The 13,267-nt window shown below is 39.4% G+C and carries 14 protein-coding genes; 9 read left to right on the forward strand and 5 right to left on the reverse strand.

What is annotated here, in order from left to right:
- Positions 1–246 precede the first annotated feature (246 nt).
- The 4 genes from J8M00_RS02095 to J8M00_RS02110 all read left to right on the forward strand — a co-directional run bounded on the left by J8M00_RS02095 (position 247) and on the right by J8M00_RS02110 (position 3,609).
- Complete coding sequence (locus J8M00_RS02095) at positions 247–756, forward strand: phosphoribosyl-AMP cyclohydrolase (RefSeq protein WP_211008709.1); 510 nt, start codon at positions 247–249, stop codon at positions 754–756.
- A gap of 197 nt (positions 757–953) precedes the next feature.
- On the forward strand, positions 954–2,030 hold the full coding sequence (locus J8M00_RS02100; RefSeq protein WP_211008710.1) for a hypothetical protein: 1,077 nt from the start codon (positions 954–956) through the stop codon (positions 2,028–2,030).
- 173 nt (positions 2,031–2,203) lie between these two features.
- Positions 2,204–3,169, forward strand: coding sequence for an acyl-CoA desaturase (locus J8M00_RS02105; RefSeq protein WP_211008711.1), 966 nt, complete (start codon positions 2,204–2,206; stop codon positions 3,167–3,169).
- Between the two features lie 104 nt (positions 3,170–3,273).
- Positions 3,274–3,609, forward strand: a complete 336-nt coding sequence (locus tag J8M00_RS02110; RefSeq protein WP_211008712.1) for a hypothetical protein — start codon at positions 3,274–3,276, stop codon at positions 3,607–3,609.
- 116 nt (positions 3,610–3,725) lie between these two features.
- Here J8M00_RS02110 and J8M00_RS02115 read toward each other — a convergent pair whose 3' ends face one another.
- The 3 genes from J8M00_RS02115 to J8M00_RS02125 all read right to left on the reverse strand — a co-directional run bounded on the left by J8M00_RS02115 (position 3,726) and on the right by J8M00_RS02125 (position 7,108).
- A complete protein-coding gene (locus J8M00_RS02115) occupies positions 3,726–4,748 on the reverse strand; it encodes an esterase-like activity of phytase family protein (protein WP_211008713.1) in 1,023 nt (340 codons plus the stop codon).
- A gap of 409 nt (positions 4,749–5,157) precedes the next feature.
- A complete protein-coding gene (locus tag J8M00_RS02120; RefSeq protein WP_211008714.1) occupies positions 5,158–6,213 on the reverse strand; it encodes an alpha/beta hydrolase family protein in 1,056 nt (351 codons plus the stop codon).
- Positions 6,214–6,430: 217 nt separating this feature from the next.
- Positions 6,431–7,108, reverse strand: coding sequence for an ArsR/SmtB family transcription factor (locus J8M00_RS02125; protein WP_211008715.1), 678 nt, complete (start codon positions 7,106–7,108; stop codon positions 6,431–6,433).
- Between the two features lie 84 nt (positions 7,109–7,192).
- Here J8M00_RS02125 and J8M00_RS02130 point away from each other — a divergent pair, with 84 nt between their 5' ends.
- The 3 genes from J8M00_RS02130 to J8M00_RS02140 are packed head-to-tail and all read left to right on the forward strand — an operon-like array spanning position 7,193 to position 8,531.
- Positions 7,193–7,525, forward strand: coding sequence for an NIPSNAP family protein (locus J8M00_RS02130; RefSeq protein ID WP_211008716.1), 333 nt, complete (start codon positions 7,193–7,195; stop codon positions 7,523–7,525).
- On the forward strand, positions 7,526–7,858 hold the full coding sequence (locus J8M00_RS02135) for an antibiotic biosynthesis monooxygenase family protein (protein WP_211008717.1): 333 nt from the start codon (positions 7,526–7,528) through the stop codon (positions 7,856–7,858). It begins immediately after the preceding gene.
- Positions 7,842–8,531 (forward strand): DUF6058 family natural product biosynthesis protein, encoded by a 690-nt coding sequence (locus J8M00_RS02140; RefSeq protein ID WP_211008718.1) that lies wholly within the window; start codon positions 7,842–7,844, stop codon positions 8,529–8,531. Before J8M00_RS02135 ends, J8M00_RS02140 begins: the two co-directional genes overlap by 17 nt.
- A 73-nt stretch (positions 8,532–8,604) precedes the next feature.
- Here the strand turns inward: J8M00_RS02140 and J8M00_RS02145 are convergent, their stop codons facing one another.
- Positions 8,605–9,957 carry a M24 family metallopeptidase gene (locus J8M00_RS02145; protein WP_211008719.1) on the reverse strand — a complete coding sequence of 451 codons (1,353 nt, stop codon included), beginning with the start codon at positions 9,955–9,957 and terminating at the stop codon, positions 8,605–8,607.
- 899 nt (positions 9,958–10,856) lie between these two features.
- A complete protein-coding gene (locus tag J8M00_RS02150; protein ID WP_211008720.1) occupies positions 10,857–11,228 on the reverse strand; it encodes a DUF3224 domain-containing protein in 372 nt (123 codons plus the stop codon).
- A 99-nt stretch (positions 11,229–11,327) separates the two neighbouring features.
- On the opposite strand from J8M00_RS02150, the gene J8M00_RS02155 reads away from it, so the two are divergent.
- Entirely contained in the window at positions 11,328–12,116 is a 789-nt protein-coding gene (locus J8M00_RS02155) for a helix-turn-helix transcriptional regulator (RefSeq protein ID WP_211008721.1), read from the forward strand.
- A 331-nt stretch (positions 12,117–12,447) separates the two neighbouring features.
- Positions 12,448–12,894, forward strand: coding sequence for a hypothetical protein (locus J8M00_RS02160; RefSeq protein ID WP_211008722.1), 447 nt, complete (start codon positions 12,448–12,450; stop codon positions 12,892–12,894).
- Positions 12,895–13,267 lie beyond the last annotated feature (373 nt).

Consider the following 13,267-nt stretch of genomic DNA (forward strand, 5'->3'; position numbering starts at 1 on the left):
ACTAGTTCACTGCTATGACAAATGACGAATTAGCAAGTTACTTGAAACTTTATAAATTTACAATTCCTTAATTATTTTATAACTTAATGATGATGTAGTAATCATATCTTTTGTTGATGGCCTTAAAAGTCAGACAGTAATGTTTGCACCCATCACGAAAGAGCAAGTCGACTCTGTTAATTAATTGAACTTTATTTAGATCAGTAATTTATAGAAAAATTAATTTTTGGATTAAAGGGAAAAAGTATGAAAAGGTTAGCTGCAATCTCACTGGTAGTTGCTTCATTGGCTTCAATAAACGCAAATGCAGGGCCCATTTCTACTGTTGAAGTAGAGGCTGCACAAAAAGGTTGGGGTGAAGGGATTGTTAAAATTGGCCAATCAAAAGACCCAAGAAAAGCTGCTATTCAACATTTGGAAAGGTTTTATGCGTTTGATTATGGACAAGTGTTGTTTAAACCAACTTTAGCATCGGTAGACCAATTCAGAGGCACTAAAAAAGAAGCGTTGTCTTACTTTGTGGGTCAAGATTTGGCTGAAGATAAAGGCTTTGCTCTAGCGCCTTACGTCAAGGTGCGTTGGGAAAATGAAGGGATCATCACTGATGGTGATTCGGCTATATCTATGGGTAACTACTATTTCACTAATAAAAAGGGTGAAGAAATTAAAGTAGAGTATTCATTTGCTTATATCAAAGATAAAGAAGGTAACGTCAAAATAAACCTACACCATTCGTCATTGCCATTTAAGCTTTAAGTACCCCTATATTGTCAACTGCCCAGATGTATGTTTTGAGCTGCTGGGTAGTTGATTTTTTAATCTGCCATTTACTTTATATTTTATCGATCACTCATCACTATACTTTCATTTTTCGTACACTCTGTTAGCTTATTGTTTCCAATTGGTGATGATGTACATGGTATGACATTATACATCTGAATAAGGAGTATACGATGACGCCAGAAGAAGTGGATATAGAAAAGGCTCAAATTGAGGCCGAAATAAAGCGCTACGAAATACGGGCAGGGGTTTGGAAAGTAGCTCTTGGAACCGCGCTCGTAGGAATCGCTGCTGCATTTTTTCCTTTCGCACAGCAATACGCAACGGTGTATTTTTCGGTAAAAATTGAAACGATGAAACAACAAGCCGCTTTAGACACAGCGCTGCGCGAAGCGCAGTTAACGGGCACTACCTTAAATCGTAAGTTTCTTGATTCAATAGCGGAAGAAGGTCGAAGTTCAAATCTCGATGAGCGAATTGTATTGGCTGAATATTACGCATATCTCTCAGATCAGGGAGAAGAACGCATTCGCTGGGAAGGCTTTTTGAAACATTTATACGATTTGCGAGAACAAAAGAGAGCTGCAGTGGTTGATGCGATCACAAAGGCAACCAACGAAAAAAGTACTGCGACCGAAATTGCTGTTGCGCAAGCACAAGCGAGGCTGCTTGTTGAAAGCGCGGCGTCAGTGCAGTCAGCTCCTTACTCTATGTCTACTCTTGATATTCAGAGCTTAATTAATTTATTAGATGATGACAGCGACGCCATTCGTCAAAGAGCGCAGAAAGCTCTGGGCGATAGGGGGCTTGTTATTGTGCGTCCTGTCATGGCTGAGTTAAGAACAGGCTCCCATAGTAAAGCAAAACGATTAGGTTTGTTGATTGCACTTACTGAGATGATGCGAAAAAACAAAAGTAACCGTCGGCAAATTAGCAGCTTATTGACCATTGATGATCTAGAGGTTTTGTTAGAGCACGCAATTGACCAAAATAGAATGGTCCATATACATGCTGCAGAATTTTTATATGATTTAGGCGATCCTGAAATATTTAACGCGACATTAGCGCTGTGGAATGACTCAACAACAGACTCGGGAAAGTTCAATCTGGCTTTGGTATTGAAAGGCCTTGCTCCGTTTGTGCCAGGTAACAAACAAAGAGAGTTTCAAAGCAAGCTAACGTCATTGCTTGGAAGTGTCGGCCCTAAAACAGATAAGTTGTTAAAAGATGCGATTTCACTCATGAATTAACTATGGCAAATTTTAAGTGGCCTCAGTAAGGCATTGCTTTAAGATGTATTTATTAGTGAAGCTGTAGTTGATAGATTTCATATTATTTTAAGAAAGCGCGTTTATGCCAACGAGGTCAATTGCCCCATTTGTTAGATAGGATAACTAGGAGTCAGAAGCACTAAGGAAAAGCGATGAGGAACAGCGATAGAGTTATATCAACCCACCCAGATAGTGCCTACAAAGGCACCGTTGTTTGGAGCCCAATAAAGTCAATTTGGTTTTTATTCAACTTATGCCTGGCGCTATTTGTCGCGCCGTTTTACTTTTCGTGGTCTGCGATGGCTGCTTTTCTTGTATTAACTGCTGTTACATTGTGCTTTGGCCATTCATTGGGCATGCATAGGTTGCTGATTCATCGCTCTTATCAATGTCCAAAGTGGATGGAGTACACTTTTGTTTATCTAGGAGTCTTGGTTGGGATGGCTGGTCCCGTCGGTATGCTTAAGCAACATGACCTGCGTGATTGGGCGCAAAGGCAAAATCGGTGTCATGATTTTTTACTGCACGGATCAAAAATTCTAAAAGATGGGTGGTGGCAATTAAATTGTGATTTGAGACTGGATCACCCGCCAATATTTAATATTGAGTCGCGTGTCGTGGGTAACCGTTTTTATCAATTTATGGAATCTAGTTGGCTTTGCCAACAATTAGTCTTAGCAATACCGCTATTTTGGTTTGGCGGGTTGAGTTGGGTGCTGTATGGCGTTTCACTACGCGTAGTTGTTTCGATTGGCGGTCATTGGTTAATTGGCTACTTTGCTCACAATCACGGTGAGCGGACATGGAAAGTCGAAGGCGCTGCGGTGCAAGGGCATAATATCCGTTTAGCCGGATTTCTTTCCATGGGGGAGGCTTGGCACAATAATCACCATGCATTTCCCGGTTCAGCTATGCTAGGTCTATACAAAGACGAGCCAGATCCCGGGTGGTGGGTTTTAAATGCGCTGAGCAACATGGGAGTTGTCACTCATATCAAGTTACCAGAACATTTGCCAGAGAGATCTGAGTTAGTAGCAGAGTTTTCAAGCAAGGATGAGCGTCAAAAACGCGTACCTGAAAAGTGTAAAATCGCAAATTTGATAAATAGATCAGGCTAATGTGGGAACCAAATTGATACTCTTTGTAATTAATTTATATGCTCCACCAGTGAAATCAATAACGTGTGTGGTTAAGGCTTGGTTTTAATAAAAGGTGTTTTTTAGTGAAGCAATATATTAGCGCCCTAGTAATGTTCATTTTGTTTTGTAGTTCGATTAGTCCAGCGCTTGCTTGTCGCCCAGACATTGAAGGGATCCTAAAGGAGTCGAAGAATGAAATCGTGAAAATATTGAAACCCATGCATGCTATAGAGCCAAATGACATTGCTGATATTTATCAACTAGATGTCAATATGAAGTGGATAAACACAGACTCTGGACGAGATTGTCCAGACCAATATGTACTCCAGTTTCAAGTACTTTTAAAAGATAGTAGGGTGTTTGGTATCACACATTTCACTGGTATAGATAATGAAATCAAAGTAATTGAATTGAAATAAATACCAAAACTCGCCATGTGACAATGTCAAATTACATGTAATAGTTTGGCTACAGTTGCGTTTATAGAGACATGGGTATTTAGTGGCTAGGATTAATGTACTAGCCACCCACAAAATTAACTTGCGTTACCGCCAGTGATAACTTCAAACAGTAAAATCTGACTTAATTGCTTTCCGTGCACATTAAAATTGTTGTCAGACACCATCAACAAACTTTGATTGCCGTTTTCTAAAACGGGTCCAAAAGTAATGCCTTCGAGATTATCAATATGCTTGGAGCCAATTTGTTGCTTTATTGTCTCCATATCTAACAGTAAGGTCTTGTTGGCTGGACGGAATTGTTGTTTATTTAGAGACGCGAGATTTTTGATATCTGTTGCTTCTTTCATGTCTACAAGGTAAATACTGACGCTATTACCGCCATCAGAGATCCCAGCAGTGAATGAGCGCTCCATTGTTAAGAATTGGTGTTCATTGATTTGCAGTATTTCAACTAGGCCGGTGGTACGAAATGCATCTGGTTTGGCTTCGGTGCGATTGACAAGCGGTTCGAGGTAATATGCAAATTGGTACTGCATCTGTTTAGAGGCAAAATCGAAGTATGAAATGCGCACCATACTACCATGCTGTACCGTGGCTTTTTTACCATCTTGCTTTAAGGGCCCTTCCATTGATACCCAGACACCTTTTCCCGAAGGAGTGACGGTGATACCTTCAAAAACGGCATTGTGTCTTGGACCAGAATTGTCTTGGATCTCAAACATTTTAGGGAGTGTAAATGGTGCCAGACCTTGCTCGTTTTGCAGGAATATTGCCGGTGGGTGTTTATATCTAACACTGCCTTCACTGCACCAAACCAAACTATTAGTCTTTGGTAATACTCTTAAACTCTCAGGATCTACAACACCGGCCTTTGAGCCTTTTTTAACAAGCGCTGTTGACTTGTTAAAACGCACATGTTCAATTTTTTTACCTTTAATATTGATGGTGGCGTCAAGGTATCGCGGATTTTTGGCATCATCAACAATCAGTAAATATTGGTCACCTGTATACTCAATGCTCGACAGGCCTCCTACTTTATCACCATTTACACGTAGATCAGCAGGAACAACAAACTCATCCAAAAACGCTAGTTTCATTGGCGTCGAATACGCGAAAAAAGGGGCCAAGATGGCTAAGAATAAATAAGTACGCATAAATCATTTAATACAAAATAAATAGAACTGAGCAATATACGCGGGTAACGTTAAATTTGCATCACAAAAGGCTGAAAATGACGTAATTAATTTTAAAGTGTTGTTTTCAAAGAATTAGAAAAGTTTGAAAAGCAGACACTTGTTAAAAGTCGGTGCCCAGTTTTATGCATAACCTAGTGTCTAGTGTTATTCCAAAAGCTGAGTTAACGCAAGGTTATGCATAAATCTATGAAACCCATTCGCGCTGATCCTGCATGTTATCGCAGCTAGCTACAATCACGAACTGACTTGACGAATGGGTCATGAAATACTGCCATCGCAAATTAATTACTTAGGGATAAACCGGTAATGCTTAAATTGAATCATTTTTAGGTTTGCGTATTGCGGCAGACTTAAACCACTGAATAGTATGATTAAGCGCTTTATCTTTATAGCCAATTATATCGTGTCCACCATCTGGAAAAATAATTGCTTTGTGGGGGCGGTCATGCTGTTTTAGTTTTTCAACCATTTGCAATGAGTGTTTCACACTCACCTTAGTGTCGTCTTTACTGTGCATTAATAATACTGGCACATTTGGCAATTCATCTACCCACTGAACAGGCGATAATTTATTGTGGATAGCTTTGGCATTTTTTGTATATCCATCAATCAAAGAAATATTGTTTCGTATGCCTGCTCGGTTTTGAGCCCAAAGCTCACTATTCATTACTCCGGCAACAGAAACGATTGAAGCAATTTTATTAGGCCTTTCCCGAGCCAATTGCATAGATGTAAGACCACCCCTGCTAGCGCCATAGACGTTGACCTTATTCGACTCTAATTGAGGGATGTTTTCAACAATGTCGATTAGACGAGTGACTTCATCAATGTTATCTGCGCCATATTGCTCGTCATTTCTGTAGTTACTTGCGATGACTGCATACCCTTGCATTGCAACAGGGAACAGTGAGTAAACGACATGGCCAAATACTAAGTCGCCATAATTTCTTGTGCCGCCCCGGTTATATAAAACAACTGGTACTTTTGACTGGGTTGATGTCATTTTTTTTGGTGCTATAAGTAGGCCATCAACTTCTTGGCCATTCACGCTATATGTAAATCGTTGGCAGTCCAAAGCTTTTTTTGCAGCATCAAAATCAGTTTTGGGAAACATGGTATTAAACCTTTTTTCAAACTGTTTAAGGGGCTTCGAGTAGTCTTTGATGCCTCTGCGTTTGAAGTTGGATTCATTTTTTGCATAAACAAATTTGAACCAAGAGTCATAATCTGAAAAGACATCATGAAAGCAGGAGTGCTGGTTCTTTATTCCCATAGACGTTGGTAGTTCTATATTAGAAGCGTTTGCATTATTGCTGATCAACACCCCACATAATGCAAATAGTTTGAGTAAAAGCCCAAAACGCATATAACACATCCTTTGTATATTTAATTAAATAGGTTACTTTCTATTTTGTAGCACGATTTTAGGAACAAAAACAAACCCTATTAGAGGTAGAAGTGTTTATTGAATTCTCTCATATGCATTGGCGCAATTGCCCACTTCATTAATTGGTAGGCTGTAGTACTGGACCAGATTAATTGTATTTAGTATTAATCGGCACATTCTACGAAGCTGAATTGCTTCATTGTTTTATCAAAAAAGTACTATTAAATGCTTTAAGCCCTTTGCTGGTAAAAGTAATCGAACGTGCATCTAAATCTTGTTTTGCCCATTTTTGCTCAAAGATATAATTGAGTATCCAGCTTCCTAAGTGGCCCGCGATATGGTTCCGGCGCTCGCTCCAATCTAAGCATGATTTACATACGGGGCGGCTGTTTTTATTAAACTGTTGAAAGTCTACCCCAAGGCTCATAAAGTAGGTTTTTCCTTTTTCAGTCAGGCGCGTTAGTTCGCCAAAATCTTCAAGCATATTTGCACTGACCAGCGCGTCGTATAACTGAACCCCCAGCTCCCCGGCCAAATGATCGTAACACACCCTCGCATGTTTCAAGCGTGGATCTTTGGGGCCTGTAGAGGTTTTAGGAGTCGATAATGCGGTAAGCACCAATAATTGCTCCAGAACCGCGGCGACATGTGGACCCTTTAACTGAAAGTACTTATGCCGTCCTTGTTTTCTGACTTGTAGTAGCTCCCCTTCGAGTAATTTAGCTAGGTGGCTGCTAGCGGTTTGTGGCGTGACATCAGCCTCTATAGATAACTCTGTGGCCGTAAGGGCCTGACCACCCATAAGTGCAGTCAGTATTTTGGAGCGAGCAGAGTCGGCTATTAGCCCCGCTACCGTTGAGATATCAGGTTCCATAATTTCCATTTAGTTCGATGTACATCGAAGCATCATTTTTTTAGCGCGATAGACTGCCTCAAAACAAAAAAGGAAGCAAATCGAATGTACATGACATGTTTTATCGAATATGAACTTGATCCAACAAAGCTGGTGCAGTTCAATCAATATGCCAAAAATTGGGGCGCTATTATCCCGCGTCTTGGCGGAGAGTTAATTGGGTATTTTACGCCGTATGAAGGTGACAATAAACGTGCCTATGGGCTGATTGCTTTTAACAGCCTTGCCGATTATGAAGCTTACCGCATTAGGCTAAAAGCAGACATGCAAGCTCAAGCAAACTTCGAATTTGCGCAGGAAGAAAAATTCATTTTGCATGAAAAACGCTACTTTTTAAACGGTGTAGTTGAAACACTCAAGCTTACAGAGGTTTTATAAATGATAGCGGTTATCTTTGAAGTCACTTTGAAACCACAGGGGAAAGACACATACCTAGATATCGCAGCGAGTTTAAAAACTCTGTTGGCTAAGCAACCGGGTTTTATCTCTATTGAACGGTTTGTTAGCGTTTCAAATCCATGCTACTTCTTGTCACTGTCCTTTTGGCAAGATGAACAAGCTATTTTACGGTGGCGTGAGCAATTAGAGCACAAACAGGCACAGGAAAAAGGCAAATCAGAGTTGTTTGAAGATTTTCGTTTACGTGTGGCTCATGTATCCAGAGATTACGGAATGTGTCTAGGAAGGGAGAGTTATGACTCAGCAGATTGATAAAGGTGGCTTTAGCATGGCGCTAATCACCTACTTAAGTGGCCACTTTTACACTCAAAACCAGCTTATACGCAGCAGCGATACATCAGCCATACAACTTAGAGATTTTCAATCTAGAAAAATGATGCCAATGCCTGCCTATAAACTTGATATATCGCTAGCGAGCACCTCATATTTTGGCAAATTCGAAGAACGAGAATTGATAGAGTTTTACCCGAAAGCGTATACAGATTGGCTCAAACAGTGTTGTTTGTTCAAAGAGGAAAAAGAAGCATTTAAATCATTTTCGAGACAATTTTATATTGTGAAAGAGGCGCTGTTAGCAAAGAGTTTTTGGAGCACAGATACACAGTTTAACGCAAACTTTGATAATTTCATTGAATCTCAGTGGCATCACTTTTTAGCTGGTACATTTGGTGTTTGTACAAAAACAGGCATGCCACGGGAAATTCTAATCAAAGAGTTAGCTGTTTATATTCTCAGTGAAATCTTAAGCAATGGCATTTATTCAGAAAATAACAGTCATGCAGTGCTGGTCGCACTAAAACATTTGAAAACTGCGAGCTCTACACTTGCACCTCACGAGCAGGAACAAGGCACGTTGTATCGTTTAATAAAAGAGCTTAAATCTATGGGTTACATAAGTTCAACTGGAACTGAAAAAGTTACGTAAAGCTGCGCTTATTACAACGCTTTCAAAGTAACCTGTTAGACATTTTCATGTTTAACAGGTTTCTCATAAGGCGTTATCTGATGATATGCCACTGTGTTTGTCTACCAGCTAGATACCATACGTTTTTACCATCAAATACTGCATCCTGTTCTAATTTTATTTGAATCCACTGATTGTCCCACTCAGGCAGCTGAGTCTTGATATTGCCTTCAATGGCATAGACCGTATTGGGGAAAAGTTTCCAGTCACCTTGGATGGGGGTAGGCCCCTGATTATCCCACATTCCAATGGTAGGGCCTGAAGCATGGCCAACAAACCCGAGCGGGTGAGTGTAGGTGCTACTAATGATATTGGCGGCTTTACTTTGTCTTATTGTGTTGGCCAAGATTTGATTGCCAGTTAAACCAGATTTAAAGTTGCTGGTTAAAATATCTTGCCACTGGTTACCAATGGCCAGTGCTTTTTGTAGTCCTGTGGGAACCTCTTTTTCATTCATTTTTAATACATAGCCCATCTCTTGTGTGTCAGTACAAAGGCTGAGGTAACAGATCCCGACATCTGTGTGAATGATGTCACCAGGTAGAATGACTCGGTTGTATTTACCCATGAAGACTTCATCCTTTGCAGGATTGTCGCCACGGCGTTGAATATTGACATAAGGTTGAAACCAAGGGCGCAATTGCAGTGCTTCGAAACGTTCTCTCAGATACCATTCAACATCGGTAGTCGTTGTAACACCTGGTGTAATGACTTTATTGGAAAAGGCTTCTGCAATAACTCGTCTAGCAATCGTGACTACTTGAGGGTATACATTAAGCTCTTTTTCGCTTCTAGTCTCTAGCCAACGGAGCACCAAGTTTTCAGCGCTCACTAATCGATTTTGATATTTATTGGGTAAATACTTGCGTAGTTGTTTGTGTAGTCCAACGCTTAAACCATCGGCGAGGGCCCAATTTTCACTCATGTTTATCCCAATGCGCTTTGGATCACGTTTTGTAATGACTTCAGCTAGCCTTTGCCATTGTTGCTCGTTACTACCACCTTTCCATACTGTTGGGTAAAGTTTTCCTATTGGGTAGCGGCTAACACTAAAGCGCTCAACACTGCCATCTGAGTTTTTAGAAAACACCAGTAAAGTAGTACGTCTCGCTGCAAAGGTGGGTTGAGGGACCAGAGTGTAAAAAAGTTTATCTTCACCATACTCCCTGTTTATCACTAGCCACATGTCTAAATCAGCTTCTTGCATCAGTTTTGGCAGGAGATTATCGAGTCTATCTGCAACCATATTATTAACTGGTTTGACACGTTCTTTGAAGGTAAGCACCGCTGGCATTTCGGTAATTTGGCGTCCTTGCGCAAACTCTTTAGCTTCTAGCACTGAGCTTAAACTACACAATGCCACGAGTAGCCCAAATAATTTATACATGATTGTCCTACTTTTTATTTAGTTGATAAGGAATTTACAGCCATTAGCTTTGGAACGGCTGTAAACTGTCGTTTTTATTTTTAGTAAGAGAGCGTTAATCATATTTCACTGTGGCAAACTCAGCAATTAATATACTACAGGTGGCCAGAGGATATTTATTGACTACCAAAAATTACGAGTCGCTTGAAGCCATTTTTATGGTGAATTGAATGCCGACTTTTTGAATCTGTTTTTTGTTATTAAATTTGGTCCCCAAGTGTAGTTGTGACCTTAATACTTGATTTTGAGGTGCTTTGATAAGCTTGTCTGCGGTTTCTACCCTCTATTTATTAACTTAGGCGCAAACCCTATGATTGATGTTCAGTCACTAGTTCGTATGTCTGATTTTTACAAGCAGTAGCTTGTTTGCCCAAACGATGAGAAAGAGGTCACTGTTTAAATTAATTTGTTTCTATCAAATAACACTATCAGTACAGGTTTTGGCGATATCATGATCATTTGTAAGTTCCAAATATCGAGGAGGTTCAATCTAAACGGATTTATTATTCTTATAAGCCCCGTGTATCACTGCAAAATTGAACTATCTGGCACGCACTCTAAGTTTATTTTGAGATAGAAATGGATGTTATTAAGGGGCTCAGGAGACAAAACCTCGAGGTAGCAATGATCCAGCGATAGCGCTATCTATATTGTTAGCCCGCTAAAGCTGGTGAGAGTTAAAAATTATATGAATACCTATTTTTCATTTAGTCTTTTGCTAGGCCATATTGTGTATGGCCTATTCCCAAGAGGTCTATGTCTAAGTGATAATGACGAGCCAAGTATGTACTTGACTCAACAACGAACAGTATTATCAGGGGGGCATAGGTTTGTATGTCAATCGAAGCGTAGACTATTTACTAGCCAATTCTATAATCTGCTTGTCCGCCTTCTTTGGAAATGAAGCTGCCGGTTTTACCAATTAAATTTGCGTCAAAATTACATTCAATAACTTCGAACTGGGCAGATGCAGAACCGCCTTCGAATTTACCTTGGTGTTGTAAAATGATCTTTTTGCTAAGGTCTTCAGACAGAGAGATCACTTCATAGCCTGTAAACAGCGCATTGCCTTCGCTATTATAATAAAGTTGGTAGTGTATCTGACTAGTGCCGACCAAATCTCCATCATAACTTTGTGCAACAGCGGCGCTGCTAATTTTGCAGTTATTTTCCATGTTGGTGGTTACGTTTTCTTGCCAATTATTAATTTGAAAAGTGCCTGTGATCGCCATGTTTTTTCTCTTTTTATTGTGAAACTTCCCATACACTATCATCTCTTTATACAATTGATATTGTATAAACGCGCCAATTTGTAAAAAGGAAAGCTGCTATTGAAAGAAAATACAAATGCGATCTCGGGTGTTTTACACCATACAAAGAGTAAGCAAAACTATGATTTGAGGAGGTACTTTCCTGAGCCATATTTTACCGACTTAATTGAACAATTTTGGATAGTTGACTGGGATTTGTGCAATCTGGCAACACACACTCAACAAAACTTACCTGATCCAAACTTTCATTTGATCATCGAAAAGGAAGGGGTCAAGGTACTTGGGCCTGTCAGTAAAGTATATACCTATACTATGCGAGGCAAGGGGCGGATAATTGGCACAAAATTTAACATTGGCATGATTGCTCCACTGCTTAAAAACCCTCCTGATTATTATATAGATAAAGAATGCACATTGACTGAGGTGTTTAGTACTGGACTTGATAATGAGTTGCAGGCACTGTCCTTCATGCACAATGATGCGAATATTGTGGATGCTTTACATACGTTTTTTCGTGATTATGTAATGCCAGTCTCTAGAACGCAAATCCAAGCACTTGAAATATATAATCTAATTAAGAGTGATGGCACTATATTCTCTGTTGAACAGTTGTCCTCTAAAGCAAACCTCTCAAAGCGCTCTATTCAACGCCTTTTTGGCAAGTATATAGGCTTAAGTCCTAAATGGTTAATTAGAAAGTATCGCTTACATCATGTTTTGCAGGTACTAGAAAATAAAGAAGCTGATATTCAAGACATTGTCACACTGCTCGATTATACGGATCAATCCCATTTGATCCGTGATTTCAAAGAAATCATCGGGACGACACCTGGTAAGTACATGAAGTAATAGCACTCGTAAGTCTATATGTACGTACAAGGCCAAATACCACATAGTATTAGTGAACAAGTGTGTAGGTTAAAGCAATGCTATTTATTTTTGACATCAATCAGGTTTTTATGAGTCAACTTATTAAATTTAACATTTTGATTTATATGCTTATATTATGGTTTTTATGACTTTTAGCTGACAAATTTTCCCACCTATATCTTTGCCAATAAATTTAGATGTATAGTTTTCCAAACAAAAATTGTGTGATAGCTGAAGTTGATGTCAATTTAGCACAAAAAGTCGATTCGTTGGTTTAGCTTTATTTAAATACTAGAGGTTAGGAAGCAAAATGAAGATAGCATACACGTTACTAATTTTAATAAGTTTTTTCTTTATATCAGCCAAAGCTACAGAAGCTGAAACTTTGACAGCAAGTGAGTTAAAAAAAGCTGTCAACTTCATAAATGAACTACAAAATAAAATCTTGATGGCGGGCTCACAGGTCAGTGATGTCGACACTCTTTTTTCCCACTACACAGAAGATTTTGTGTATATCCATGAAGTATATGGCGGAACATATACGCGCAAACACCTTTACAATAATTATGTCAAATTCCTTAAAGCAGGTAACTATCAGCGTAAAAATGATCGATATAAGGTTACAGCTGTGATTGTCGGACACAATGCTGTTTCTGTAGAAAGGCAAGAAATATTTGAAGGGGAAATAGTAAAGCACTTATCGGTATTCGAATTTAGGGGTCACAAAGTGTCAAAAATAATCGAGTATTGGAAGTAATCAAAGCAGCAAAAGCAGTGCGCTATTTACTTATGACATGGCAGGGTTAAGCCGCCATGTTTATTGCTGCGGATGTAAACGATCATCAGATGATGAAATCACTAATATGTGAACATTTAAAGTTAAAACGACAAGCCAACTTTGCGCAGTGTAGTGAACTGCTTGCTTCGTCAGTAAGGCGCACTAAAAATCCAGTATCAAGGTGTCTTTAAAGTTATTAGGTTAATCATGTCTAAAATCCTTCCGTAAGCGCAAATATGAGAAAATTTCCTGCGTAGAGAATTAAAATCGGGGTTATTGATCCGTGTGTTTCTGTTCTGAAGCTAATCCGAGTCGAATTATAGTATACATGGGTATTATCTTGAGGGCTTTT

Source organism: Pseudoalteromonas luteoviolacea, assembly GCF_018100925.1.
GTDB classification, from domain to species: domain Bacteria; phylum Pseudomonadota; class Gammaproteobacteria; order Enterobacterales; family Alteromonadaceae; genus Pseudoalteromonas; species Pseudoalteromonas obscura.